Source organism: Nitratireductor sp. CH_MIT9313-5 (assembly GCF_037029545.1).
Classification (GTDB): domain Bacteria; phylum Pseudomonadota; class Alphaproteobacteria; order Rhizobiales; family Rhizobiaceae; genus Chelativorans.
Genome location: NZ_JAYMER010000028.1, coordinates 75,357 through 100,454, shown reverse-complemented (window position 1 = coordinate 100,454; position 25,098 = coordinate 75,357). Strand labels below are relative to the sequence as shown.

The following is a 25,098-nucleotide window of genomic DNA, read 5'->3' as shown; positions in this document are numbered from 1 at the left end:
AAGGGTCGTGCTGCCTCCAATCCGAACCATATCTGGTAGATTTGTCTATTGTCGTTCACATCACATGTCGGTATATGACAAATTATAACAAGTTGGGTTCTAACTGGGAGGAGATCCATATGACCCTTTTCACCACCATCCGTAACCTGTCGGCCGGCTGCGTCATCAGCACAGCGCTTCTGGCGTCCACGCTCGGCGCAAGTGCGCTCGAAATGCGCGGCTGGAACATTCATGTGGAAGACTATCCCGTCTCCATCGCCATGGAATCCTTCCTTAAGGAAGTCAGCGAGCGCACCAATGGCGAAATCACCGGCAAGGTCTATCACAATGGCGTCCTTGGCGATCAGCCCGATGCTATCGAACAGGTTCGCCTTGGCGTGATCGATTTCGGCGAGTTCAATCTCGGACCGATGGGCCAGGCCGTGCCTGAGGCCAATGTCACCGCCCTGCCCTTCATCTTCAGGGATGTGCCGCAGATGTATCGCCTCATGGATGGCGAAGTCGGCGAGGCGATCGGCGAAGGCATGAAGAAGAAGGGCATCGTGCCGCTTGGCTGGTATGCAGCCGGTGCGCGCTCCTTCTATAACTCCACCCGCCCGATCAACGCACCGTCCGATGTAGAGGGTCTCAAGCTGCGCGTCATGAGCAATGACCTCTTTGTGCAGATGGTCGAGGCCATGGACGGCAATGCAACCCCGATGGCCTTCGGCGAGGTCTACCAGTCCATCAAGACCGGTGTCGTGGATGGCGCGGAAAACAATCCGCCTTCCTACGAATCCACCAATCACTACGAAGTCGCGAAATATTACTCGCTGAGCGAACACCTCATCATTCCCGAGTGCCTGTGCATGAGCCAGAAGACCTGGGAAAAGCTTACCCCGGAACAGCAGGAAATCGTCATGGATGCCGGCCGCAAGAGCGCCGAATATCAGCGCGAACTGTGGGCGGAGCGTGAGGCTGCGAGCCTTGAAAAGGTGAAAGCCGGCGGCACCGAGGTGAACTTGGTCGAAAACAAGTCTCCGTTTCAGGAGGCAATGGCTCCGGTCTACGCTTCCTTCATCGAAGCCAATCCGGGCCTTGAGGATCTGGTCAACATGATCCGCAACGCCGACTGACCTGGCAGGGGAGAGCGGCGCATGCCAACCGGGGTTCTCCGTTGCTCCGGGCTCCGTTCTCCCCTCCCGCTCCCTGATTGAGCACGCACATGATCGACACCTTTCTGGAATGGCTGCGCCGGGCTTGCTTGTTTGCTGCCTCTGCGGCACTCGTGTTTCTCGTCATTTCCTTCGGATGGCTCGTTTTCGGCCGCTATGTGCTGAACGCCACGCCGACCTGGGTGGAACAATCCGCCCTGCTTCTCATCTGTTACATCGTCTTTCTGGGGGCTGCCGTCGGCGTGCGTGAGGAGACGCATATCGGCGTCACGCTCTTCCGTGATGTCATGCCCTCGACCATACAGAAAGTGCTGATCATCTTCATCGACTTCGCCCTGGCAGCATTCGGCGCGGCCATGCTGACCGCGGGCATTATGCTGATGCAGTTCGGCTGGGACACGAAACTTCCCATGCTCAACATTCCCGAAAGTTTCCGCACGCTCGCCATCACATCCTGTGGCGGCCTGATCTTCCTTTTTGCAGGCGCGCGCGGGCTTTCTCGACTTCTGCGTTTCAAGAGTTACGTACCCGAAATCCTTCAGGAGGATGTGTAACATGGGTCTGGCCATCCTCCTCGGCACCTTTGGTCTAGGCATCATCATCGGCGCGCCGGTGGCCTTCGCCATGGGCATCGCTGCAGCAGCAGCCTTCTTCTATGAAGGCTTTCCCGCCCTCATCACCTTTCAGCGCGCGACGGCGGGTGTCTCGGTCTTCTCGCTTCTGGCAATTCCCTTCTTCGTCTTCGCCGGCGAGATCATGCTGCATGGCGGAATCGCCAAACGCCTGGTGCGGCTGGCCTCAGCCCTGGTCGGACATCTGAAGGGTGGCCTTGCCATGGTCAATATCTTCTCCAGCATGTTGTTTGGCGGTATTTCGGGTTCTGCGGTCGCAGACATTTCCGCCCTCGGCTCGCTGCTCGTACCGGTGATGAAGGAGCGCGGCTACCGCCCCGATTTCGCGGTGAATGTCACTGTGACCTCCTCGATTGCCGGTATCGTCATCCCGCCAAGCCACAACATGATCATCTTTGCGGTGGCGGCCGGCGGAGGCATTTCGGTATCGAAGCTCTTCCTGGCCGGTGTCGTTCCCGGCATCCTGATGTGCGTCAGCCTGGCAATTGCCGCCTGGATCATCTCGATCCGACACAACTATCCCGCCGAACCCTTCCCCGGCTGGCGGGTAGTAGGTCAGGCCGCGATGGATGCCATCCCGGGTTTCTTCACGGCGGTCATCATTGTCGGCGGAACGCTGTCCGGCGTCTTCACGGTGACCGAGTCCGGCGCATTCGGCGCCCTTTATGCAGTGCTGCTCACCCTGTTCTACTATCGCAGCCTCAGCCTTGACGGCTTCACCCGCGCCGTGGTCGGCACCGTTCGTACCACGGCCATGGTGATGATCCTGATCGCCTTTGCGAGCTCCTTTGCCTATCTGCTCGCGCTCTATCAGGTACCGGCGAAACTCTCCGACCTGCTTCTGACCATCTCCGAAAACCCGATCATCATTCTCCTGATGATCAATGTGATCCTGCTGATCCTCGGCATGATCATGGACATGGCAGCGCTCATCCTGATCTGCACGCCGATCTTCCTGCCGATCGCCAAGAATCTCGGTATGGACCCCACCCAGTTCGGCATCATGATGCTGATCAATCTGGGGCTTGGCCTGTGCACGCCGCCGGTGGGCACCTGCCTGTTCGTCGGCTGCGCTGTCGGCAAGATCAAGCTTGAGCAGGCGCTCAAATCGATCTGGCCCTTCTACCTGGCCATACTCGCCGCGCTGATCCTGGTCACCTATGTGCCCGGCATCTCGCTCTGGCTGCCCTCGCTTTACGAATAGGCCGTAAGCCGCTGTCCACTTCAGGGCAGCGGCTCCTCCCCTTCATTGAGGGATGAAAGCACCTGCGCGATTTCCTCGCGCATGAAACGGTGGGCCGGATTGGCTGAAGAGCGCCTATGCCACGCACTTATGATCAGCGGCGGATCGATGGGCATGGGCGGGAGGTAGATCGATAGCCCGAGTTGATCGGAAACGTGTTCGGCAAGCTGGCGCGGCACGAGTGCGATCAGGTCGCTGACGCTCACCGCCCGGCATACGCCGGAAAAGACAGGCATTGTCATGACGACCCGTCTCTGGCGTCCAACACGCGCCAGGGCCGCATCCCCCATCGCGCTCGTTTTGCCCTCCGGCGAGAACAATACGTGCCCGAGATCGCAGAAGAGATCCATCGGTAGCATTTCACCGGCCTCGATCCCCGCCGCTGCGATCTGCGGATTGTCCCTTGCCGCGATTGCAACGAAACTCGAGCGGAAGAGCGCAGAGCGCTCAACCCAGTCGGGCAGTTGCGTGTCCGGCAACAGGACGAGATCGGCCTCGTAGCGTTCCAGCGTCTCGACATAGCTGTAGGGAACGAGATCAACAAGCTGAACCCTTATTCCCGGCGCCTTGCGGCGCAGCCGGGTTGCCAGTCGAGGCATCAGCATTTCGGCGAAGAAGTCGCTGCCAGCAATCTTGAACGACAGCTCTGCATCTTCAGGAACGAAGTGCGTACCGCCACGAAGCAATTCCTCCAGGCGGTCCAGTTCCACCCGCAAGGGCGTTGCGAGCGACGCGGCATAGTCTGTTGCCCGCAGGCCTTGCCCGTGGCGCACGAAGAGCGGATCACCAAGCGCGTGACGCAGACGCGCCAGTGCGCCTGAAACTGCCGACTGCGACATGCCCAGTCGTTCACCGGCTTTCACGGTGGAGCCTTCATGAAGCAGTGCATCAAGCACTCGCAGAAGATTGAGATCAAGCGTCGCGAAATTCATGATGGCGATAGCTTATATCAAAACTAGCAATTTTCCATATATGGGCACCTGCGCTACCATTCCTTCCACGAAAGCGCTTTCGTTTCCCTTGGTTTCAGCCCCGGAGGAGGCGACGATGGACCAGATGCTCAATGATGCGAAATCGCACCATTGGAACGGAGTGATCTACAGGACATTGCTCGATGGCGCGGGCAGCGGCGGTGCAATGTCCATCGTGGACAGCGTTTCGCCGCCCAATTCGGGTCCGCCCCGGCATGTGCATGACGCCGAAGACGAGGCCTTCGTCATCCTCACGGGTCGCTGCCTGTTCTGGCTCGAGGGAGAAACCTTCGAACGCGGCCCCGGCACGGCCGTTTTCGTCCCGCGCGGCAAGGAGCACACCTTTCAGGTGATCGGAGATGAGCCCTCGCGTCATCTGGTCATCCTGACACCGCCGGGCTTCGAGAACTTCTTCTGCGAAATGGCAGCAGGTGGCTTTCTCATCCCGCAGGACATGGACGCCATAGAGGAATCCGCCGCAAGGCACAGCCTGCGTTTCACCGGCCCTCCACTTGGAGCAGAACAAGGCGCATGATGGAAAAGCCGACCGTATATCACATCCCCGTCTGCCCCTTCTCCCAGCGGCTTGAAATCCTTCTGGAGCTGAAGGGGCAGCGTGATGCGGTATCCTTTCAGGTGGTGGACATAACCCGCCCACGTGATCCCGAACTACTGGAAAAGACGCGCGGCACCACGGCCCTGCCCGTACTCGAAACACCTGAAGGGCGGATCATCAAGGAAAGCCTCGTCATCCTGAACTATCTGGACGAAGCGCTTCCGGGACCGCTCCTGCGCCGTTCCGATCCGCTGGAACATGCGGTGGAAAACATGCTGGTCGGGAAGGAAGGTTCCTTCACCACGGCAGGCTATCTTCTGGTGATGAACCAGGTCCAAAAACAGCGCGGAAAGATGACGGACAAGCTCATCGCGCTATATGCCGAGCTTGACGATTTCCTGCGCTTCCACAACCCGCATGGCGTTTTTCTCTTCGAGGATTTCGGTCTTGCCGAAACCGTCTTCACGCCGATCTTCATGCGCTTCTGGTTCCTGGAGTATTACGAGGCTTTCGAGCTGCCGCGGCGTGCAGAATTCGACCGCGTGAGCGTCTGGCGCGAGGCCTGTCTCAACCATCCGGCAGCACAACAGGTCGGCCGTGAGGAGATCGTGAAGCTCTACTATGATTATGCGCTCGGTGCGGGAAATGGTGCGCTTCCGGAGGGCCGCAGCCGCTCAAGCTTTGCCTTTGAGCCGCATTGGCGCGAACGGCCGTGGCCGCCGAAGGAGAAGTACGGCAAACCGGCATCAGACGAGGCGCTTGGCCTCGTCTGACATTTCTTGCCGCTACGGCGTGACCAGAACCTTCACAAGATTTTCGCGGTCTTCAACGAGACCGGGAAAATGCTTGGGAAGGTCCGGCAGTGCGATCGTCCGGGAGGCGATGGCATCGGTGGGAATATGGCCGTCGCGAATGGCCTTCATGACGCGTTCGAAATCATCTTTCAGCGCATTGCGCGAACCGATTATGCGTGCTTCACGCTTGTGAAACTCGCTATCGGTGAAGGAAATGTCGTCCTTCACCACGCTCACCAGCACCGTCGAGCCTCCATGCGCGACGAGCGGGAAACCGGCTTCGATCGCCTTGGCATTGCCGGTGGCATCGAACACCACGTCGAAGCCTTCCGCCAGATCGCCCTGCAGGATGTCCTCGCCGGGCTTGTGATGCTTGTCGAAACCGAACAGGGAGCCTGCGAGTTCAAGCCGCGCATCGCTCAGATCCATCAGATGCACCTCGGCGCCTGCGATCCGTGCGAACAGCGCAGTCCCGATGCCGATCGGCCCGGCACCCGTGACGAGCACCACATCGCCCGGTCCCGTGCCGGAGCGTTGAACCGCATGAGCGCCGATGGCCAGAAACTCCACCATGGCAGCCTGCTCGGGCGTCAGGCCCTCGGCGGGATAGAGATTTTCCGCCGGCACGGCGATACGCTGACACATGCCGCCGTCGCGGTGAACGCCGAGCACCTCGATCCGCGTGCAGCAATTGGGCTTGCCGCGGCGGCAGGCGCGGCAGGTGCCACAGGATATATAGGGATTGATGACGACAAGCTGACCCTTGTTCGGACCTGACGCGACATGGCCCGAAAGCTCATGACCGATCAGCCGAGGATATTGCAGAAAGGGGTGCTTGCCTTCGAAGATGTGGTAGTCCGTGCCGCAAATACCGGCAGCCGCGATGTCGACGAGCACCCAGCCCTCGGGCGCCTGGCCGGGAAGGTCTCGCTCATGAATGGACATCCGGCCCGGCTCGTCACACACCACGCATTGCATCATTGCAGCACTTTCTCCCCTCATTGGGCGGTTTCCAGATTGCGCGCGCTCCAGTCTTCGGGAAGCTCGCCCTTGATGATGAGGCTCAGGACATCGTCCTTCGTAACCTCATCGATCGCGTGAGCGCCGACAACGCGGCCCTTGTTCATCACGACCACGCGGTCGCACAGATCAAACACGTCATGCATGTCGTGGCTGACGAGGAAGATGCCGATGCCTTCGGCCTTCAGCTTGTTGATGAGGTCGGCCACCATTGCGGTCTCGGACGGTCCGAGTGCTGCCGTCGGCTCATCCATGATGAGGATCTTCGTGTCGAAATAGATGGCACGCGCAATGGCGATCACCTGGCGCTGTCCCCCCGACAGGCTCGAGACCGGATCATGGAGGTTCTTGAAATTGGGATTGAGCCGCGCCAGCACCTCGCGCGCGGCTTCCAGCATGCGCTGGTCGTCCAGATTGCCGAACCGGGTTTTCAGCTCGCGGCCCAGAAACAGGTTGGACGGCGCGTCCAGATGGTCGGCAAGGGCAAGCGTCTGGTAGATCGTCTCGATTCCGACAGCACGCGCATCATTGGGATCGTTGAACTGCACCGGCTCGCCATTGACGCGGATTTCCCCGCCATTGGGGATCATCGCGCCAGACAGGATGCGCATGAGGCAGGACTTGCCCGCGCCGTTGTGGCCAAGCAGCCCCACGACCTCTCCGGGTTTCAGATCGATGGACACATGATCGACGGCGCGCAGGCCGCCGAAATGTTTTTCGATGTCGATCATCTCGACGAGTGGTGGCTGCGTCATGGCTTGCCGTACTTTCAGATGATGGGGCGTCAGATGGGCGGGACCGGCTGCACACCGGCCCCGCTTCACGATCAGTAGAGAACGTTCTTGGCTTCGTCGCTCTCGATATTCTCGGCGTCGACCATGACAACACCGGTATTGATGAAGTCCTCGACCGTCTCGCCATTCATGATGTCGATCACGGCCTTCACGCCCTTCTCGCCCATGGCAAAGGAGCCCTGAACGGCGATGGCCTCAAGAACACCGTCCTTGACGAACTGCTGAAGGTCGCCATTGCCGTCAAAGCCGAGCGCGACCAGCTCACCGGCCTTGCCGGCCTGCACGATGGCGCGGCCCATGCCGACTGCGGTGGGCTCGTTCGCGCCGAAAATGCCGACCAGATCCGGATTGGCCGAAAGCACGTCCGTCGTCTGGTTCAGCGCATTGGCCATCTGGCTCTGAGAGTAATAGGGCCCGACAATTTCAAGCTTGGAATTGGCCTTCAGATAGTCGGTAAAGCAACCGACGCGGCCGATCTCCGAGCCGACACCGGCTACATAGGACATGACAGCAACCTTACCCTCGGTTCCCGCTTCCTCGATCATGCGCTTGGCAACTTCCTCGCCGGCTGCGCAATTGTCGGTGGACAGGAATGACTGGTAGGTGCCCTTGGCGCTGTCGGCCAGACCGCTGTCCACGATGACGACGGGAATACCGCTTTCGTAGGCACGCTTGACGGCGGGCACGAGAGCCTCCGGGTCGGAAGGTGCAAGAACGATGCCCGACACGCCGCGATTAATGGCGTTCTCGACGAGGTTTACCTGGTCGGCAATGGCGCTTTCGGCAGCCGGACCGTCAAAGGTCATGGTGTGTTCCGACTGCGCCTCGATGGCAGCCGTCGCGCCCTTGTTCACGTTCTGCCAGAAATTGGAGCTCGTGGTTTTCACAATGACCGCAATCTCTCCCGACTGCGCGGCGGCAGCCGAAAATGCGAGTATGGATGCGGCAAGGCAGTATTTCAGCGTCTTCATGGTTTCTCCTCCCAAATGATAGACATGAGTGATGGATGCGCAGGCGCCTCAGGGGCGATTGCGCATCTGGTCGATCCAGACCGCGCCGATGACGACGAAGCCGATCACGATCTGCTGGATGAAGGCGGAGACACCCGCCATGTTGAGGCCGTTGCGCAGGATGCCGATGATGAAGGCACCGATCATGGTGCCCGAAATCGCACCCACGCCCCCCGAAAGCGAAGCGCCGCCGATCACGGCTGCGGCTATGGCGTCAAGCTCGTACATCACGCCTTCGCTGGGCTGCGCAGTCACAAGCCGCGACATCAGAACATTGCCAGCAAGCCCGGCAAGCGCGCCCGACATCGTATAGGCGTAAAGCTTCGTGCGATCGACGCGCACGCCCGAAAGCCGCGCGGCTTCCTCGTTGGAGCCGGTCGCATAAATGTGCCTGCCGATCGCGCGGCGGCGCAAAATGTACGCCGCCCCGATGGCGACCACGAGAAGCAGGATCGCCGGATAGGGGATGCCCGGAAAGACCACGCGCGGGAAGCCGTTCGGCTGCATCTCCACCACGCGAAAGAGCGCGCCATTGCCGAGGCGGCCAAAGGCTTCGCCAAGCTGGGAGATGGGTGCGGCACCGGTCAATTGCAGCGCAAGACCGCGCGCGATCAGCATCATGCCAAGCGTTGCGACAAAGGGCGGAATGCGAAACTTGGTGATGACAACGCCATTGAACGCGCCGCAGGCAGCACCGGCCAAAACGCCCACGCTCATGGCCGGAATAACCGGGATGCCCGCCTTGACCGCAAAGGCCGACATCACGCCCGAAAGCGCCAGCACCGAGCCGACCGACAGATCAATGCCGCCGGTGATGATGACCATGGTCATGCCGATGCCCAGAAGCCCGATCACCGAGGTCTGGAGCAGTATGGTGAGGCCGTTATTGACGGAAAGAAACGCATTGCTTGCGAGCGAAAAGCCCAGCACGAGAAGCAACAATGTCAGAATGGCCGAAAGGCGGTGCAGCGACGAGACGGCAGAAAAGGCACCACCAGTCACCCAGCTGGGTGCCGGCTCGGATACTCCGGACGACATGGCTCCTCCCAAAGGTCTTCCGTCCAATAATTATTAAAAACCGTATCGTGACAGATGACGTATCGTCAAATGTTTTTTATGATTTCAAACCTGCCGCGGTAAGTACACTCGCGAGTCGGTTGGTCAGGAAGGTCGGGAAATGGCGCGCAGCGACAAGCGATACAGGGAAGCCTACAACCATCTGCTCGACTTCTGCGCGGGCCTCAATGTCGGCGACGCGATCCCTTCCGAAAAGGTGCTCTGCGAGGAAATGGCAGTCAGCCGAACCGTGGTCCGGCGCTGCCTCGGCGGATTCGAGGAAAACGGCCTCATCTCCTGGGAGGGACGCGACAAGCGCTTGTTGCGCCTGCCGCAGAAAAGCGACCGGTTGGACGAGCTCGATGGCGGCCTCTCCTCCGACGATCTGGAGCAACGCTTCTTCGACTGGATCCTGCGCTTCGACGTGGCTGCCGACACGCCGCTCTCCGTGGCCGAACTGTCGCGCACCTTCAATGTGCCTCAACACGAGCTGAAGGAATTTCTGGCCGGCCTCAGCCGCTTCGGGCTTGTCACCCGACGCCGTCAGGGCGGCTGGATGCTGCGCGGTTTCACCAAGGATTTCGCCGTCGAGCTTTCCGATTTCCGTTCGGTTCTGGAGCTGAACGCCATCGCCCATCTGGTGGAAGCGCCGGTCGATCACCCTATCTGGGGCCAGCTAAAGCAACTTCGCGCGCAGCATGATGATCTCGCGCGCCGCATCGATCGCGATTTCCACGAATTCTCGAAGCTGGATGAAGCCTTTCATCGCGCCATCAATTCGGTTGTCGCCAACCGCTTCACCCGCGAGTTCCAGAAGGTCATCTCGCTGATATTCCACTACCACTATCTGTGGAACAAGGCCGAAGAGAAGCAACGCAATGCGGCGGCAATCGAGGAGCATCTGGCAATCATTGACGCGCTGGAGGCGCGCGACGAAGGCGCCGCATTGAAGGCCGCGCGCGCGCATTTGCGCACCTCCAAAACGACGCTTCTATCCTCGCTGCGCTATCACGAACTTGGCTAGTTCCTGAAACCGAGCGCCTTCTTCGCATCCTGCGGAACGCTCTCTCCGAGCGCGTTCAGATTGCGCGTCAGCGAGGAAGGTTTGGCCGTTCCAAGGAGCACGGCTGCGGTCGCCGGATGCTCTCGCGCGAAATGCAGGGCGGCTGTCGGCAGCCCAACGCCATGTGACTCGGCAATAGCCTTCAACTCGCCGACGCGTTCGAGCACATCCTGCGGTGCAGGGCCATAATCATATGTGGCCCCTTCCACCGGTCCTGTTGCCAGAATGCCGGAATTGAAGACACCGCCAAGGACAAGGCTCGTGCCTTCCTCAAGGCAGCGCGGTACAAGTGCCTCCTCGCCTGAGCGGTCGAGAAGCGTCAGGCGCCCTGCGAGCAGGATCACGTCGATCGGTCCGTGGTCCATGACATCAAGGCAGACCTGGCACTCGTTCACGCCCAAGCCGAAGGCGCCGATCCGCCCCCTTTCCTTCAGCCTCACCAGCCGCTCATAGCCGGAGCCGAAAAAGGCTTCCATATGGTCTGCATTGGCCGTGCCGTGTGTATATTCACCGATATCATGCACGAAGATGATATCCGCTCGGCTAACGCCCAATCGCTCGAAGCTCTGCTCAAGGCTCTCCTCGATGCCGTCGCCGGAATAGTCGTAGCGAACATCGTTCTGTGCAGGGTTCTGATAACTGTCGGCCTCCGCGATGGGAGCTTTCGCCGGGCTCAAAACCCGCCCCACCTTGGTTGAGAGCTGAAAACCCTCCCGTCCTGCCAGAAAGCGCCCGAGCCGCATTTCCGAAAGCCCACGACCGTAGTGGGGTGCGGTGTCGAAATAGCGAATGCCCGCATCCCATGCCGTGCGCAACACGGCCTGTGCATCCTCGTCTGACACTTCCCGATAGAGATTGCCGATGCTGGCGCAGCCAAAGGCGATCTCGGTCACCTCGACATCACTTCTGCCGATCTTGCGCATCTTCATACGCCCACTCTCCCTGTAACCTTTTCCAACTCCGGCTTGGCCGACACATCCCCTTTGGCGCGCGCCCAGTCGAGAAATGCGGTGATCCGCCGTTCAAGCTTCTCGGCATGGTTTTGCGCAATGTCTTGCAGGCGGTGATCGAGGAAGGGATTGGCGAAACGCTCCAGCGTCGCGGCAATGTAATCCTCAACGCCGTCGCCCTCCCCGGCCGCCTTGAAGGCGGGCAGCACTTCATCGGAATAGACCGCGCGCAGCAGTGCGGAAAAATCCGCGTCCTCCATCACGTCGCGAACAAAGACCGCGCCCTTGCGATCATTCGCAAGCCAGCGCGAGACCATCCAGGTGTGGCCGAGATTGAGGATGAAAAGCTTGCGCCGTTCGATGACGCCGAGATCCTTCACCCGCTGCACATCCGCATGCTGGCATGGCATGACGAGCCCGGGACAATCCTCGATGGCCCAGAGCGCATAGGGTTCGGCGACCGCACCTGCCGGTTCCAGCGGTTCGGAGACGATCCGGTCGACAAGTGAGTTGACCCAGCGCACTTGCGTCGAAAGCCATTCGCGAAATTCCGGCTCCATCTTCGAAGCAATTTCAAGCACGAGGCCGCGCAGCACCGTGCCGTTGTCCTGCACGAGTTCGGTCGGCATGATTTGGATCGGGCGCGCATTGGCCTTGAAACGCGCGTGAAGCAGATGTGTCAGCTTTGCCGGATATGACATAGCGTGGTCGAACCCGGTCGCGATATCGGCAGCCTGTGGCTTGAAACCGGCATCGGCCGTGTTGGAGAGGATGATCTCCGCCTCCTCGACAATGAGGTCACGCACGGCGTCGAAATCGGCAGCAAGAGACATGGCGCGTGCGACACTAGTCACCTGCCGCGTCTCGTCCAGCCGCGCACCATCACGCAGGCCCCGCACCTGGATATCGAAACCAGCGGAAAGAGCTGCAAGACGTCTGGCCCGTGAGGCATCGCCGCTGGTCTGGACGATCGTGATCGGGCCAATGGCCGCGCCACTTTCCAACGCTTCGGAAACGAACAGGTCCACATGCGCCTGCAGAAACCGGCTCGTGCCGAACTGCACGATGGGTGTTTTCACCATCAAACTCCTCCCTCAGTTCTGTACATTATTATTATGTACAAAACCGAGCTGCAAGGGCTGCCGACCGGGTGAACAGTTCCGCTCAAGCGTCAGGCCGCGTTGTCGCGCAGCCTGCGATCCATTTCCTGAAGTGAAACGAATGCCGCGTAACGGCGATCATGGAGCGCGCTTTGCGCCTCGTTCGGTTTGGCGGCTTCGGCGACGCGCGAAAGCGCCTTCATCGCCGTTGCAAGATCAGGCTGCGTGCCTGCTGCTACCGCCGCAGTCATGGCCGAGCCGAGCAGAACGGGTTCGGGTGAACTGCAGGTGGCGATGGAAAGGCCGGTGGCATCCGCCAGCACCTGCCGCACAAGCCGGCTCTTTCCTGCTCCGCCGGAAACGACGACCTGTGTGAGGTCAACCCCCTTCGCACGAAGCGTCTCGACGATCTGCCGCAGGCCGTAGCCGATGGAGGCGACACCGGCGAGGTAAAGCCGCACAAGACTCTTCTCGTCCTGCGCCATGTCGAGGCCGGCAATAATCGCGCGGGCATCCGGATCGGCGAAGGGCGCGCGATTGCCGAGAAATTCGGCAACCACATGCAGTCCGCCGACAATCTCGCCAAAGCTTTCCGACTGCAGGAGCGCGCCCGCGCGTTCATCGAGCCAGGCGGTCAGGCTCTTGCCTTCTGCCTTCGCCTTTGCTTCGGCCTCACCCGCCAGCCCATGCTGGCGCACGAGGTGGTCGATGGCTGCACCGGCGGCAGACTGTCCGCCTTCGCTGAGCCACAGGCCAGGAATGAGCGCTGAATGATACGGCCCCCAGACACCGGGCACGAAAGCGGGCTCCTCACCCACATTCAGCGTGCAGGCCGAGGTTCCGAAAACGTAAGCCAGCCGCTGGTCGAGCGAACCTTCCAGCCCCTGCGCGCCTAGCGTTCCAAGCGCTCCGGCATGGGCATCGATCAGCCCCATGGCGACAGCCGTGCCGGGCTTCAGCCCAAGCTCTTCTGCAGCCATTTCGCCCAAACCTCCGGGAATGGCCGTGCCGGGCGGGCAGATCTCCTGGCCGATGCGGGCGAAATCTTCGTCGGCAAGCTGGCCCAGTCCGATCTGGCGGAAATAGTCCGGGTCCCACCTGTCCTCATGGGCAAGATAGGTCCATTTGCACGTTACGGTGCAGGTGGAGCGCCACAGGCTTCCCGTCGCCCGCCATGTCAGAAAATCGGTGAGGTCCAGAAAATGCCCGGCCCGGGCGAAGGTGTCGGGCAGTTCCTCGGCAAGCCAGAGTAGTTTCGGCGTCTGCATTTCGGGCGAAATGCGCCCGCCGACATAGTCGAGAACGCTCGCCTTGGTATCATTGATGCGTCTGGCCTGTGGCGTGGCGCGGTGGTCCATCCAGACAATGATGTTGCGCTGGTTCTCGCCTTGCGCATTGACGGCGAGCGGCTTGCCCTCGCCATCAAGCACGACCAGCGAACAGGTGGCATCGAAGCCTAACCCGGCAATGTCATCCGCCCGGACACCGGCCTCGCTCACCGCTTGTCGGATGCAGGAGGTGACGGCCGCCCATATATCGTCGCTCGATTGCTCCACATGCAACGCCTTTTCGCGCCACATGCGGATGGGGTGAGAGACAGCGCCCAGAAGCTGTCCCTCGCGATCGAACACACCTGCACGCGCACTGCCCGTGCCGACATCAACGCCGATATAATACAAGCCGTCACCCCATATTGCCGTTCAGCCGATCAGGCGCCGTAGGGCACCCAGATCGTCTTGACCTGCGTTGCGCGATCCATGAAGTCGCGGCCACGCGCTGCCGCATCGTCGCTCCAGTCGATGAGGCGTCCGCCATTGGTCCAGACCTGCTTGAGATTGCCTGCCGACATGGTCTCGACTGCTGCCGCACCTTCTGCGGTGCCGTAGTACCAGATGCCGTCAACGGCGGCATGTTCGCCAAGCGTCTTGGCCAGCACGTCGCGCTCGCCGGTGACCAAATTGACCACACCTCCCGGCAGATCGGAGGTGTCGAAGACCTGGAAGAGCGGCTGGGCGATCAGCGCATGCGCGCCTGAAGGCACGGCCACGACGCGGTTGCCGGTGGCGATCAGCGGCAGGATCATGGACATCAGCCCCAGAAGCGGTGCTTCATCGGGTGCAAGCAGGCCCATCACGCCGACAGGCTCCTTCAGCGAAAGCGTCAGATGGCGCGGCTTGGTGGCGTGGATCGCGCCATCATCCTTGTCGGCAAGACCGGCATAATAGAAGCAGCGCTCGATGGTCTGGCGCACTTCGCGTTCCGCCTGGCTCTTGGAGACACCTGTCAACGTCTGGAGCTGTGCGGAAAGCTCGTCGGCACGCGCGGAGATGTTTTCCGCGATGAAATAGATCACCTGCGCGCGGCCATGCGGGTTGGCGGCCCAGCTTGAAGCCTTGAGTGCGGCTTCGACCGCATTGCGCACATCCTTGCGGTTGGAAAGCGGTGCAAGACCGAGAACGTCACCCTTGGGACCGCGCACGATATAGCTTGCGCCGCCATCGGGCCGCGCCTGCTTGCCGCCGACATAGTTCTTCATGGTGCGATCGACGAGATCGGCGGAAGAACCATCCGTGGCAGTGGCAGCCGTGAAATCCGTTTCGGAGGGCTTCACCGGCTTGCCCGGCTTCGCGGCCTTGCGCTTCAGGTAACCGCCCATGCCTTCGCGCGCGCCTTCACGGCCATAGCCGCTTTCCTTCATGCCGCCAAAGGGGGCATTGGCGTCGAACATGTTGGTGGCGTTGACCCAGACAACACCGGCCTTCACACGCGCGGCGAGCTCGGTCGCGGCATTGATGTTTTCCGACCAGATCGAAGCGGAAAGGCCGTAGGCCGTGTTGTTGGCTAGCTCGACTGCCTCGTCCACGGTGCGGAAGGTGGTCGTGACCGCGATGGGGCCGAAGATTTCCACCTGCGACACGGTCGCTGCCGGATCGGCCTCGGCGAAGAAGCCCGGCGCGATATAGTGGCCCTTTTCCGGCAACTGGCAGGCGGCCTGCTCAAGCTGATAGCCTTCCGCACTCGCGCCCTGCAGCAGTCCCTCGATGCGCGCTTTCTGACCGGCAGATACGATCGCACCCATATCCGTGGTCTTGTCGAGCGGGTCGCCGACGCGGATATGGCTCATGCGCTCGCGCAGCTTCGCAAGGAAGCGGTCCGCAATTCCTTCCTGCACGAGAAGACGCGAACCGGCGCAGCAGACTTCGCCCTGGTTGAACCAGACGCCATCGACAACGCCTTCAACGGCGGCATCGAGATCGGCATCGGCACAGATGATGAAGGGCGACTTGCCGCCAAGCTCAAGCGAAAGCTTCTTGCCCGATCCTGCCGTGGCACGACGGATCTCGCGACCGACAGCCGTGGAGCCGGTGAAGGCAATCTTCGCAATATCCGGATGGCGCACGATCAGCGAGCCGGTTTCCGCACCACCATGAACGATATTCACCACGCCCTTCGGCAGACCGATCTCGACCAGAAGCTCGGCAAAGGCGATGGCCGTCAGGGGTGTCAGGTCGGCAGGTTTGAGAACAACCGTATTACCGGCTGCAAGGGCCGGCGCGATCTTCCATGCGAGCATCAGAAGCGGGAAATTCCACGGAATGATCTGCCCGCAAACGCCAAGCGCCTCGTGATCGGCAAATTCGGTCTCGGAAGCCGCTGCCCAGCCCGCATGGTGGTAGAAATGGCGAATGACCAGGGGGATGTCCGCTGTGCGGCTTTCACGGATCGCCTTGCCATTGTCGAGGCTTTCCAGAACCGAGAAGAAGCGCTCACGCTTCTGCAGCTGGCGGGCGATGGCGTAGAGATAGCGGCTGCGCTCGAAGCCGGAAAGCTTCGACCAGGCGGGAAACGCCTTCGCGGCGGCGGCAACGGCTGCATTCACCTCGTCCTCGCCTGCGGCGGGAATATGGGCGAGCACTTCGCCATTGGCAGGATTTTCGACTGCGATATCGGCCTTCTTCGCATCGGTGAAGCTGCCATTGATGAAATGGCCGAAGCTGCGTCCGCGCGCTTCCAGCCAAGCGACCACATCTGTCGTGGCCTCCGGTGCCGGACCGTAATCCATGGTTTGCATGATGTCCTTGATGTTCATCTGACGGGCCTCAGCTTAAGGCGTGGTGCGCGGCGCTGGCATAGCGGCCGGTGACATGATGTTCGAGCTGACGCTCGATATCGGCGAGAAGCGACGATGCGCCAATGCGGAAAAGATCAGGCTCCATCCAAGGACCACCCAGCTCTTCCTTCATGAGCGCGAGCCAGTTCATCGCATCCTTGGCGGTCTTCAGACCGCCTGCAGGCTTGAAGCCGACCTTGTGGCCGGTGAGATCGCGATAGTCGCGAAGCGCACGCAGCATGGTCAGCGAAACGGGAAGCGTCGCATTTTCTGGCTCCTTGCCGGTCGATGTCTTGATGAAGTCGGACCCCGCCTGCATCGCTACCATCGAAGCGCGATAGACATTGGTGAGCGTGCCAAGCTCGCCCGTGGCAAGGATCGCCTTCATATGCGCCTCGCCGCAGGCCTCACGCATGGCGCGGATCTCGTCATAGAGCTTCTGCCATTCACCGAGCAGCGCATATTCGCGGGTGATCACGATGTCGATTTCGGCTGCACCCTCTTCTACCGCGTAGCGGATTTCGGCCAGACGCTGCGGCAGCGGCGTCAGACCTGCGGGAAAGCCGGTCGCGACGGAAGCGACGGGAATGCCAGTGCCCTGCAAGGCCTTCACCGCATGGGGAACCATGGTGGGATAGACACAGACGGCACCGGTCTTCAGCCCGATATCGCCCACGCCCATGCGGTCCAGAATGTCCTGACGAACCGGATTGCGGGCCTTGTTGCACAGCCGGCGCACGCGACCGGGTGTATCGTCACCGGCAAGCGTGGTCAGGTCGATGCACTGGATCGCGCGAAGCAGCCAGGCCGCCTGATAGTCCTTCTTCACCGTGCGGGCGGCGGCGATGGTCGCAGCGCGGCGCTCGGAAGCGGAACGGTTGACCTGCACATCCTCGAACCAGCCGCGTTCAAGCGCGGTACCGGGATTGCGTTCATGAGTTTCAGTCATAGGGTGTCCCTTATGATGCAGAGGGGGCCAGCCCCTCGCAGAATGACACGAATTCTTCAGCCGAGGCATAGGATTTCTGGGTTCCGCGCTTGCCCACGGACTGCGCAGCGTAGCGAGCGGCCTGTTTGAGCGCTTCTTCCGTGTTGCCACTGGCTGCGAAGAAATGGGCAAAGGAGCCGATAAAGGCGTCGCCCGCACCGGTCGTGTCGACCGGCGTCACGCGCACGGGCTCGATTGGCGTAACCTGATCGGCAGTGATAAGGCGCGCGCCGCGGCCGCCAAGCGTCACGATGACCGTGCCGATGCCCTGCGCAATCAGGCTGCGCGCAGCAGCGTTGATTTCGTCTTCGCTATCGGTCGGCATGCCCGACAGAAGCGCAAGTTCGCTTTCATTGGGCACGAGGAAGCTCAGGCTGCGCAGATCGCCGACATTGAGTTCGGGCGTGGCAGGCGCGGGATTGAGAATGGTCGGAACACCCCATTCCGCCGCGCGCCTGACCGTATGGCGCACCGTCTCCAGCGGCACTTCAAGCTGCATGAGAATGAGATCGGCCTGGCGCAATGTCTCTTCGGCCGCATCCACATCAGCCGGCAAAAGGTCGGCATTCGCACCCTTCACGATGAGGATGGAGTTTTCGCCGGACTCTTCAACGAAGATGGGTGCCACGCCTGAGGACTTGCCTTCGACCTTGGCGACATGGGTCGTGTCGATGCCGAACTGCTGGAAATTGGCAATCGTGTTGTCGCCGAACAGGTCGCTGCCAACCTTTGTCACCATGGAGACCTGCGAGCCGAGCTTGGCCGCGGCAACCGCCTGGTTCGCACCCTTGCCGCCGCAACCGATCTCGAAATCGGGCGCTTCCAGCGTTTCGCCGGGGGCAGGCATGCGGGTGATATAGGTGATCAGGTCGACCATGTTGGAGCCGACAACGGCAATGCGGCCGATGCGCTTTTGATCTTCCATGGTTCAGTCCTTGTTGAAATTCTTGATGGCGGCCACTGCCGTCTTTGCTTCCGCAGCGTCGAGCAGGCCGATCGTGACGGGGAAGAACTGCTTCTCGCCCGGCGCAAGCAGGCGCACATGCCCCTTCGCCTTTTCCGCCGTGTAGCCCTCCGGCTCGCAGGTCGAAGGCAATGCGAAGGCAGCCACCTGCGCATCCCCGTCATTGAGGATCCAGCGCACGCAATGGGGGAAGTCGTCGGGGCTATAGGCGACCGAAAAGGCACCGCCCTCGGGCAGTTCCATCGCTAGACGCGTGCGGCCATTCTCGTCGCGCTTCAGACCGCGGATATAGAAGACCTGTTCGGGGCTGTAGAGATCAGGCTCCGAAAACGTCTGCATCCGCGCCGGATTGGTCTTGAGGTCTTCAAGAAGCGCCAAAAATTCCGGCGATGGCGTCACATGGCCGGGGATCGCCTGACGCACCACCGTCTGCTCCGGCGAATATTCCGCCGGCTGATGGATCGTGGCATCTGCCACGAAATCGAAATTGGCGTGGAGCATATACATAAGCTCCATCTCGTGGGCGGAGAGGTTTTCAACCTCCATCGCCACATCCAGAAGCCCGCTGTCCCGCTTCACCGTAACGCTCGGGCGCGCGACATAATGCGGGCCGAAGCCCATCACATATTCGACATGACCGCCAAGGCGCAGCCAGGCATCCTCGCCCTCGCCACCGATTACCAGATAGGCGCTGTCCATGCGCTGCACCGGCATCTCGCCATGCAGCAGATGCGTGTCTTGTGGTCCCGGCGTGCCATTGCGCAAGACCCCTGCGTGATAGGCAAAGGCGCCATAGGTCTCAAGGATCGAGGCACCGTTGCGCGGATAGGGGAAGACATTGCCCATGCCGAGGCTCCGCCCGTCAAAGACGGCTTCCCAGATCATCTGGCCGAGGAACGGCAGGACGACCACATGGCCACGCTCGTTCTCGATGCGCAGACCCTCGACGGAAGAGGGATAGCGGAAGGCCGAAACGGAAAAGCCGCGCCCTTCGATCAGCTGGCGCTCACCATTGGCCGGAAACAGGTCCTGCGTCAGGTGAAACACGGTTTCATTGGTGGCAGCACTCATTTGCGCGACCTCAGATAATTGATGGCGATGACAAGCACGAGGAACCCGCCCCACACCGCATCGATCAGGAAGTTGGATGCGCGCATCATCTGCATGCCCGATGACAGGAACATGAGAGCGACAAGCGCCAGGAGCACGCCCAGCACCTTGCCCTTGCCGCCTGCCGGATTGGTGCCGCCCAGAACGGCAATCAGCACCGCCTGCAGCAGATAGGATGCACCGAAATCGGCCTTGGCGGAATTGGTGCGACCGGACAGAAGTATCCCTGCAATGGCAGCCATCACACCCGTCAGCGCATAGGAATAGAGGATCATGCGCGAGCTTCTGATGCCGGCGAAGACGGCGGCGCGCGCATTGGTGCCGATCAGCATGAGATTGACGCCGAGATGCGTGCGGCGCAGCAGGATTGCGACAATGATGGCCACGAAGACCAGCACCCAGAAGGGTGTTGCAACGCCGAGCATCTTTCCCGTGCCGAGCCAGTTCCAGGTTTGCGGAAAGCCGACAATGGCCGGGCCGCCCGTCAGGACCAGCGCCAGACCTGCAAAGACCTGACCCGTGCCCAAGGTGGCAAGGATCGGGATGATGCGCAGCCGCGCAATCAGAAGTCCGTTCAAAAGCCCTGCGGCCAGACCAACCGTGAGCGCGATCAAAACGCCCATGATCGTGTGCAGCACGACACCCGCACCACCGGCGGCAATGCCTTCGGCCACGGCCGGATGGCGGAAATAGACACCCGCCGTGATGGCCGCCAGATTGGCGATGCCCACGATCGACAGGTCAATGCCGCCCGTCAGCATCGCCACCATCATCGCGATGGAGAGAATGCCGAGTTCGGGCATCACATAGGTGATGGACTCGAAATTGTAGTAGCGCAGGAACTTGTCGGGGTTCATCGCCGACATCAGCGCGAAGATCACGAGCGTGATGATCGCAAGCTGAATGATCGAGGCGTCTTCGCCCAGAAGACGGCGCAGGAGCGGTTTTTGTTCGGCCTTGGCGGTCATGATGCTCCCTCCCCTCAAGCCAGTTTCTTGCGATCGCGCCAGGCGGTGATCGCCGTTGCGATGATGATGATGGCGCCCACGACCACGCGCTGCCAGGTGGTGTCGACCTTCATCAGGATCAGCGAGTTCTTGACCATGACGAGCGTGAAGACGCCGATCATGGTGCCAAGAACCGAGCCCCGTCCGCCAAAGATCGACGCACCGCCCAGAACCACCGCGGCGATCACGTCGAGTTCAAGCCCGATGAAGTCGCGTGGATTGGCCTGCCAGATCATGGAGGAGTGAAGGAGGCCCGCAAAACCGGCCAGAAGCCCCGCCGTGCAATAGACGAAGAAGATCGTGCGGCGCGTGTTCACGCCCGCCCGGCGTGCCGCTTCCGGGTCGCCGCCATAGGCATAGACGGAGCGGCCGGTCATTGTGTGCTTCAGGATGAAGTGGATGACGAAGGCAATCGCCACATAGACAAGCACCATCGCCGTCAGACCCACATTCGCGCCGTTGGAGGCGGTTGCGGTGGCGATGTTCTGGCTGCCAAATGCGATCAGCCCGTCAGGCATCTTGTTGATGTTGACGATGGAGGTGCCAAGAAGCCCCAGCACCAGACCGCGCACGATGGAGGCGGTGCCCAGGGTCACGATCAGCGGTATCATCTTGAACCGGTCGATAATGAAGGCGTTGAAGGCGCCAAGCGCCACGCCGATCACGCAAGCGGCGATGAAGGGTAGGAGCACGCCGTCATATTCCAGCGCCACCATGGTTCTCACGGTGATGTAGAGGGCGGCTGCCGCGATAGCGGGAAACGACACGTCGATGCCGCCTGAAATCATGATCAGGAGCACGCCAAGCGCCATGATGCCGATCACGACATTGGCCTTGGCAAGGCTGAACAGATTGCCCACGCCCCAGAAGGCGGGATTGACCAGCCCGATCAGCACCATGACCAGGATCAGGACAATGGCGATAATGGCTTCGGTGGATTGTAACCTTTTCATCTGGCTGCCCTATTTCAGCGCCTTCAGGCTGTCATTGATTGCGTCTTCGCTCATTTCGGCTCCTTCAAAGTGAGCCACGAAGCGCCCGTCATGCATGACGTGGATGCGGTTGCAGTTGCCGGTCAGTTCCGGCACGTCGTCGGAAATCATCATCACGGCCAGACCCTGGCTTTGAGCCAGATCGCGGATGATCTTGTGGATCTTTGCCTTGGAGCCGACATCCACACCAACCGTCGGACCATTGAGGATGAGGATTTTCGCGCCGGTCAGAAGCCAGCGGCCCAGCATCACGCGCTGAGCATTGCCGCCGGACAGATTGCCCACCGCCGTGTCGGCCGAGGGGGCTGCGATCTGCATCTTGGCGAACATTTCTTCCGTGCGCGAGCGCATGGCCTTGCGGTCCAGGAACATGCCCTTGCGCAACCGGTCCATGATGGAGACCACCATGTTGCGCTCGATGGACTGTGTCAGGAACAAGCCTTCGCTCAACCGGTCCTCGGGAACATAGGCAATGCCCAGATCAACCGCGTCCTGCACCGAATGGGGAAACACGTCGCGGCCTTCGATGCGGAAGACATCCGCCGTGGCATTCTCCATGCCGAACAATGCGCGGGCGAGTTCGGTGCGGCCCGAACCGATCAGGCCGGAAATGCCTACGATCTCGCCGGGACGCAGCGTCAGGTCCACGCCATCAACCAGGCCGGGAACGCTGAGATTTCTCACCTCGAGTGCCGGTGCGACATCAGCGGAGATGTTGGCGATATAAGGCTCTTCCTCAAGCTCCAGCCCTGTCATCGCATGGGTAATGGCGGCTTCGTCGAAATCCGACATCGGCCCCTCGGCAACCTTCCTGCCATTGCGGAAGACCGTCAGACGCTCGGAAATTTCGAGCATTTCGCGCATCTTGTGCGAAACGAACAGAACCGCGATGCCATGGGACTGCAGGTCGCGCACGATCTTGAAGAGCGCATCCACCTCGTGACCGGTGAGCGCGGTTGTGGGTTCGTCCATTATGATGAGGCGTGCTTCGGCGAGAATGGCACGCGCGATGGCCACCACCTGCTTGCCCGAAGTCGGCAATGTCTCGACATCCGCGTCGATGTCGATCTCGACATCAAGCTTTGCCAGCACTTCGCGCGCCATCTTGCGGGCCCGCGCCCAGTCCATGCGGCTGCGGCCTTCGAGAATATAGGTGTTGAGCGCCAGGTTCTCGGCAACTGTCAGGTTCCCGAAGAGGGAGAAGTCCTGCCAGATGACCTGTATGCCCTTCTGGACGGCCTTGATCGGGTCGAGATGCGACACCGGCTTGCCGTCGATTAGGATCTGGCCTTCTTCCGGCGTATAGACACCGGACATGACCTTGATGATGGTCGATTTTCCCGATCCATTCTCGCCTGCAAGGCAGTGGATCTCGCCGGGGCGGATGCTCATGGAAACATCATCCAGAGCGCGCACGCCACCGAAGCGCTTGCTGATATTTTTCAGCTCGATCAGATTTTCGGACATGGTTTTCCCGGCAGGCTGAAGCTGATGCGCGGGCCGTACGCCGCGCAGGATCGGGCTGACGCCCGCCCCATGCGGGGCAGGCGCCGGCTTTGGCGGAAAAGGACGATCAGAAGTCGTACTTGTCCATGTTTTCAGCGGTCACACCGACCCAGCCTGCACCGTAAAGCAGGTTCGGGCGGCTCTCATCCGGCGTGATGAGGGAGTCGTAGCCTTCGAGACCGAGATTGAGGCCAGCCTTGATCTGGTCGCCCTTGCCTTCGAGTGCGGCAACGGCAAGCATGTTCATGGCGTAACCCGCAACAGCCGGATCCCAGAACTGGATGTACTGGATGTCGCCATTGGCGAGATATTCACCGGCAACCGAAGGCAGACCCGTGCCTGCGAAGAAGACCTTGTCCTTCAGGCCGCTCTCGGCGATCAGGCGACCGGCACCTGCCGAAGTCGGCATGGGCGCACCAAGGATGCCCTTGATGTCCGGATAGGTGGTCATGGCTTCCTTCAGCTTGGTGTAGTCGGTCGCCGCGTCGTCATAGGTTTCAAGACGATCGCCGACCATTTCCATGTTCGGGAAGTTCTCTTTCTGATAGGCGACAGCACCGTCAATCCATTCCATCTGGCTCTTGGAGGTAAGCGAGCCGACGGTGGTGACATATTTGCCTTCGCCACCCATGAACTTGCCAAGCTCCTTCATGAGATTGGCGCCATAGGCGAGATTGTCGAAGGCTTCCAGATCGTAGTCGGTGTTCTGCAGGTTGGAGGCTTCGTGCGAGATCACGACGATGCCGCGGTCGCGTGCCTTCTTCAGAACCGGCTCGACAGCTTCAACGGAGAACGGCACGACGGCAATGGCGTCAACGCCCTGCGCGATCAGGTTCTCGATGATCTGCACCTGAGCGGCCGCATCGGCCTGGCTCGGGCCAACCATCCACACATCGTGGCCGGTGTCTTCCTTGAACTGCTCGACGCCGTCGCGCATGCGGTCGAACCAGGCAATGCCGTCAACCTTCACCACGGTGGCGATGGTGTATTTCTTGTCGTCCTTGGTTGCGATCAGGTCCTTGTTGACATTGGTGGTGTCCACAACCTGCTCGGCCAGTGCAGACGACGCCATGAGGGACAGGGCAACCGAAGCTGCCGTCAGCAAAGTCTTCATAAATAAACTCCTCCTCGCCCGGCGGCCTGCTGGAATGTGATGCAGGCTGGGCACTTGGTGACAAAATCGATTCAATATCACGATGGGATATTGATCGACACGCCTCATTATGATCATTTCCTATCATAACTAGCAACCCCTCCGACCAAGATTTGCACTTGCAAATGATTGGGCCAGAGGTCCAATGAGCAGTGGGACAACCACGCGCATGGAGAGAAGTGGAACGTGGCCAGACCCTCTGGACGGGACATACGCATAAAGGCGCTGAAGAAGCTGTGTGAAGGCGGTGCGATCCTGCACATCACGGAAGCTGCGCAGAAGCTTGAGACTTCGGAGATCACCATTCGCCGTGATCTGGGCGATGGCGACAGCGGCATCCTGTGCCTCGGTGGCTACATCATGCTGGCGGAGGAAAAGGGTGAGCGCTACTCCCTCACCCACGCTCAAGGCACGAATATCGTTGCCAAGCGCCGCATTGCCGCTGAAGCCGCGAAACTGATCGAGCCGGAAGACACGGTCTTCATCGATGCAGGCTCAACGCTCCATCATCTCGCACCGCTCGTGCCACAGAACGCCAACATCACCGTCGTCACGCAGGCGATGAATATCGCCGAATCGATCGTGCGCCTTGATGGCGTGACGCTGATGATGGTCTCAGGCATCTATCATCCCGAAAGCGGCAGCTTCTCGTCGGACACGGCACTGCAGATGCTGCAGGAAGTGAACATCACCAAAGGTTTCTTCTCCGCCGCCGGTATCCATGAGAGCGAAGGTGTCACCTGCTTCCACTTTCACGAGATTGCGGTCAAGAAGGCGGCAATCGCGCGCTCCCAGCGCCGTTTCCTCGTCTCCGACCCGACAAAATGGGGCAAGCTGCGGCCTGCCACCTTTGGCCATCTCAGCGATTTCGAGAGCTGGATCGGGCGCGACGCGGAGCTTCTATCGCAGAACAGCGGATCATAA

Annotated in this window: 23 protein-coding genes; 7 read left to right on the top strand and 16 right to left on the bottom strand. The window is 60.6% G+C overall.

What is annotated here, in order from left to right:
* The first annotated feature begins 119 nt into the window (after window positions 1-119).
* The 3 genes from WA367_RS17195 (at window position 120) to WA367_RS17185 (ending at window position 2,990) form a co-directional block, all read left to right on the top strand.
* The gene (locus tag WA367_RS17195) at window positions 120-1,115 is read left to right on the top strand and encodes a TRAP transporter substrate-binding protein (protein ID WP_336058002.1); all 996 of its coding nucleotides are present in this window, start codon (window positions 120-122) and stop codon (window positions 1,113-1,115) included.
* A gap of 89 nt (window positions 1,116-1,204) precedes the next feature.
* A complete protein-coding gene (locus WA367_RS17190; RefSeq protein ID WP_336058001.1) occupies window positions 1,205-1,708 on the top strand; it encodes a TRAP transporter small permease in 504 nt (167 codons plus the stop codon).
* A gap of 1 nt (window position 1,709) precedes the next feature.
* Window positions 1,710-2,990: a TRAP transporter large permease gene (locus WA367_RS17185; protein WP_336058000.1), complete on the top strand. Its 1,281-nt coding sequence runs from the start codon at window positions 1,710-1,712 to the stop codon at window positions 2,988-2,990.
* Between the two features lie 20 nt (window positions 2,991-3,010).
* Here WA367_RS17185 and WA367_RS17180 read toward each other — a convergent pair whose 3' ends face one another.
* Window positions 3,011-3,961 (bottom strand): LysR family transcriptional regulator, encoded by a 951-nt coding sequence (locus WA367_RS17180; RefSeq protein ID WP_336057999.1) that lies wholly within the window; start codon window positions 3,959-3,961, stop codon window positions 3,011-3,013.
* A 115-nt stretch (window positions 3,962-4,076) separates the two neighbouring features.
* Here WA367_RS17180 and WA367_RS17175 point away from each other — a divergent pair, with 115 nt between their 5' ends.
* Window positions 4,077-4,535 (top strand): cupin domain-containing protein, encoded by a 459-nt coding sequence (locus tag WA367_RS17175; RefSeq protein WP_336057998.1) that lies wholly within the window; start codon window positions 4,077-4,079, stop codon window positions 4,533-4,535.
* Window positions 4,532-5,329, top strand: coding sequence for a glutathione S-transferase family protein (locus WA367_RS17170; protein WP_336057997.1), 798 nt, complete (start codon window positions 4,532-4,534; stop codon window positions 5,327-5,329). Before WA367_RS17175 ends, WA367_RS17170 begins: the two co-directional genes overlap by 4 nt.
* Window positions 5,330-5,341: 12 nt before the next feature.
* On the opposite strand, the gene WA367_RS17165 is transcribed toward WA367_RS17170, so the two are convergent.
* From WA367_RS17165 to WA367_RS17150, 4 genes are all read right to left on the bottom strand, one after another.
* Window positions 5,342-6,328: a zinc-binding alcohol dehydrogenase family protein gene (locus WA367_RS17165; protein ID WP_442935603.1), complete on the bottom strand. Its 987-nt coding sequence runs from the start codon at window positions 6,326-6,328 to the stop codon at window positions 5,342-5,344.
* 20 nt (window positions 6,329-6,348) lie between these two features.
* Window positions 6,349-7,125, bottom strand: coding sequence for an ATP-binding cassette domain-containing protein (locus WA367_RS17160; protein WP_336057995.1), 777 nt, complete (start codon window positions 7,123-7,125; stop codon window positions 6,349-6,351).
* 71 nt (window positions 7,126-7,196) lie between these two features.
* Entirely contained in the window at window positions 7,197-8,135 is a 939-nt protein-coding gene (locus WA367_RS17155) for an ABC transporter substrate-binding protein (RefSeq protein WP_336057994.1), read from the bottom strand.
* 48 nt (window positions 8,136-8,183) lie between these two features.
* The gene (locus tag WA367_RS17150; RefSeq protein WP_336057993.1) at window positions 8,184-9,212 is read right to left on the bottom strand and encodes an ABC transporter permease; all 1,029 of its coding nucleotides are present in this window, start codon (window positions 9,210-9,212) and stop codon (window positions 8,184-8,186) included.
* Window positions 9,213-9,351: 139 nt separating this feature from the next.
* On the opposite strand from WA367_RS17150, the gene WA367_RS17145 reads away from it, so the two are divergent.
* Complete coding sequence (locus WA367_RS17145) at window positions 9,352-10,254, top strand: GntR family transcriptional regulator (protein WP_336057992.1); 903 nt, start codon at window positions 9,352-9,354, stop codon at window positions 10,252-10,254.
* On the opposite strand, the gene WA367_RS17140 is transcribed toward WA367_RS17145, so the two are convergent.
* From WA367_RS17140 to WA367_RS17090, 11 genes are all read right to left on the bottom strand, one after another.
* Window positions 10,251-11,222: an aldo/keto reductase gene (locus tag WA367_RS17140; RefSeq protein WP_336057991.1), complete on the bottom strand. Its 972-nt coding sequence runs from the start codon at window positions 11,220-11,222 to the stop codon at window positions 10,251-10,253. The two genes, WA367_RS17145 and WA367_RS17140, sit on opposite strands and share 4 nt — an antisense overlap.
* Window positions 11,219-12,325 carry a mannitol dehydrogenase family protein gene (locus WA367_RS17135; protein WP_336057990.1) on the bottom strand — a complete coding sequence of 369 codons (1,107 nt, stop codon included), beginning with the start codon at window positions 12,323-12,325 and terminating at the stop codon, window positions 11,219-11,221. Before WA367_RS17135 ends, WA367_RS17140 begins: the two co-directional genes overlap by 4 nt.
* An 89-nt stretch (window positions 12,326-12,414) precedes the next feature.
* On the bottom strand, window positions 12,415-14,022 hold the full coding sequence (locus tag WA367_RS17130) for an FGGY-family carbohydrate kinase (protein WP_336057989.1): 1,608 nt from the start codon (window positions 14,020-14,022) through the stop codon (window positions 12,415-12,417).
* Between the two features lie 29 nt (window positions 14,023-14,051).
* Window positions 14,052-16,433, bottom strand: a complete 2,382-nt coding sequence (locus tag WA367_RS17125; protein ID WP_336057988.1) for an aldehyde dehydrogenase family protein — start codon at window positions 16,431-16,433, stop codon at window positions 14,052-14,054.
* A 10-nt stretch (window positions 16,434-16,443) separates the two neighbouring features.
* On the bottom strand, window positions 16,444-17,403 hold the full coding sequence (deoC, locus tag WA367_RS17120) for a deoxyribose-phosphate aldolase (protein ID WP_336057987.1): 960 nt from the start codon (window positions 17,401-17,403) through the stop codon (window positions 16,444-16,446).
* A gap of 10 nt (window positions 17,404-17,413) precedes the next feature.
* The gene (gene rbsK / locus WA367_RS17115) at window positions 17,414-18,367 is read right to left on the bottom strand and encodes a ribokinase (RefSeq protein WP_336057986.1); all 954 of its coding nucleotides are present in this window, start codon (window positions 18,365-18,367) and stop codon (window positions 17,414-17,416) included.
* A 3-nt stretch (window positions 18,368-18,370) separates the two neighbouring features.
* The gene (locus WA367_RS17110) at window positions 18,371-19,477 is read right to left on the bottom strand and encodes an aldose 1-epimerase family protein (RefSeq protein WP_336057985.1); all 1,107 of its coding nucleotides are present in this window, start codon (window positions 19,475-19,477) and stop codon (window positions 18,371-18,373) included.
* Window positions 19,474-20,484, bottom strand: coding sequence for an ABC transporter permease (locus WA367_RS17105; RefSeq protein ID WP_336057984.1), 1,011 nt, complete (start codon window positions 20,482-20,484; stop codon window positions 19,474-19,476). The genes WA367_RS17110 and WA367_RS17105 overlap by 4 nt, the downstream gene beginning before the upstream one ends.
* Before the next feature lie 14 nt (window positions 20,485-20,498).
* Window positions 20,499-21,476, bottom strand: a complete 978-nt coding sequence (locus tag WA367_RS17100; RefSeq protein ID WP_336057983.1) for an ABC transporter permease — start codon at window positions 21,474-21,476, stop codon at window positions 20,499-20,501.
* A 9-nt stretch (window positions 21,477-21,485) separates the two neighbouring features.
* Window positions 21,486-22,982 carry a sugar ABC transporter ATP-binding protein gene (locus tag WA367_RS17095; RefSeq protein ID WP_336057982.1) on the bottom strand — a complete coding sequence of 499 codons (1,497 nt, stop codon included), beginning with the start codon at window positions 22,980-22,982 and terminating at the stop codon, window positions 21,486-21,488.
* A gap of 106 nt (window positions 22,983-23,088) precedes the next feature.
* The gene (locus WA367_RS17090) at window positions 23,089-24,135 is read right to left on the bottom strand and encodes an autoinducer 2 ABC transporter substrate-binding protein (protein ID WP_336057981.1); all 1,047 of its coding nucleotides are present in this window, start codon (window positions 24,133-24,135) and stop codon (window positions 23,089-23,091) included.
* A 225-nt stretch (window positions 24,136-24,360) separates the two neighbouring features.
* Between WA367_RS17090 and WA367_RS17085 the strand changes: the two genes are divergently transcribed.
* The gene (locus tag WA367_RS17085; RefSeq protein WP_336057980.1) at window positions 24,361-25,098 is read left to right on the top strand and encodes a DeoR/GlpR family DNA-binding transcription regulator; all 738 of its coding nucleotides are present in this window, start codon (window positions 24,361-24,363) and stop codon (window positions 25,096-25,098) included.

What these genes read in the sequence shown, in the direction of transcription:
- WA367_RS17195 (WP_336058002.1), top strand. Translation starts at nt 120, where the DNA reads ATGACCCTTTTCACCACCATCCGTAACCTGTCGGCCGGCTGCGTCATC.
- WA367_RS17190 (WP_336058001.1), top strand. Translation starts at nt 1,205, where the DNA reads ATGATCGACACCTTTCTGGAATGGCTGCGCCGGGCTTGCTTGTTTGCT.
- WA367_RS17185 (WP_336058000.1), top strand. Translation starts at nt 1,710, where the DNA reads ATGGGTCTGGCCATCCTCCTCGGCACCTTTGGTCTAGGCATCATCATC.
- WA367_RS17180 (WP_336057999.1), bottom strand. Translation starts at nt 3,961, where the DNA reads ATGAATTTCGCGACGCTTGATCTCAATCTTCTGCGAGTGCTTGATGCA.
- WA367_RS17175 (WP_336057998.1), top strand. Translation starts at nt 4,077, where the DNA reads ATGGACCAGATGCTCAATGATGCGAAATCGCACCATTGGAACGGAGTG.
- WA367_RS17170 (WP_336057997.1), top strand. Translation starts at nt 4,532, where the DNA reads ATGATGGAAAAGCCGACCGTATATCACATCCCCGTCTGCCCCTTCTCC.
- WA367_RS17165 (WP_442935603.1), bottom strand. Translation starts at nt 6,328, where the DNA reads ATGCAATGCGTGGTGTGTGACGAGCCGGGCCGGATGTCCATTCATGAG.
- WA367_RS17160 (WP_336057995.1), bottom strand. Translation starts at nt 7,125, where the DNA reads ATGACGCAGCCACCACTCGTCGAGATGATCGACATCGAAAAACATTTC.
- WA367_RS17155 (WP_336057994.1), bottom strand. Translation starts at nt 8,135, where the DNA reads ATGAAGACGCTGAAATACTGCCTTGCCGCATCCATACTCGCATTTTCG.
- WA367_RS17150 (WP_336057993.1), bottom strand. Translation starts at nt 9,212, where the DNA reads ATGTCGTCCGGAGTATCCGAGCCGGCACCCAGCTGGGTGACTGGTGGT.
- WA367_RS17145 (WP_336057992.1), top strand. Translation starts at nt 9,352, where the DNA reads ATGGCGCGCAGCGACAAGCGATACAGGGAAGCCTACAACCATCTGCTC.
- WA367_RS17140 (WP_336057991.1), bottom strand. Translation starts at nt 11,222, where the DNA reads ATGAAGATGCGCAAGATCGGCAGAAGTGATGTCGAGGTGACCGAGATC.
- WA367_RS17135 (WP_336057990.1), bottom strand. Translation starts at nt 12,325, where the DNA reads ATGGTGAAAACACCCATCGTGCAGTTCGGCACGAGCCGGTTTCTGCAG.
- WA367_RS17125 (WP_336057988.1), bottom strand. Translation starts at nt 16,433, where the DNA reads ATGAACATCAAGGACATCATGCAAACCATGGATTACGGTCCGGCACCG.
- deoC (WP_336057987.1), bottom strand. Translation starts at nt 17,403, where the DNA reads ATGACTGAAACTCATGAACGCAATCCCGGTACCGCGCTTGAACGCGGC.
- rbsK (WP_336057986.1), bottom strand. Translation starts at nt 18,367, where the DNA reads ATGGAAGATCAAAAGCGCATCGGCCGCATTGCCGTTGTCGGCTCCAAC.
- WA367_RS17110 (WP_336057985.1), bottom strand. Translation starts at nt 19,477, where the DNA reads ATGAGTGCTGCCACCAATGAAACCGTGTTTCACCTGACGCAGGACCTG.
- WA367_RS17105 (WP_336057984.1), bottom strand. Translation starts at nt 20,484, where the DNA reads ATGACCGCCAAGGCCGAACAAAAACCGCTCCTGCGCCGTCTTCTGGGC.
- WA367_RS17100 (WP_336057983.1), bottom strand. Translation starts at nt 21,476, where the DNA reads ATGAAAAGGTTACAATCCACCGAAGCCATTATCGCCATTGTCCTGATC.
- WA367_RS17095 (WP_336057982.1), bottom strand. Translation starts at nt 22,982, where the DNA reads ATGTCCGAAAATCTGATCGAGCTGAAAAATATCAGCAAGCGCTTCGGT.
- WA367_RS17090 (WP_336057981.1), bottom strand. Translation starts at nt 24,135, where the DNA reads ATGAAGACTTTGCTGACGGCAGCTTCGGTTGCCCTGTCCCTCATGGCG.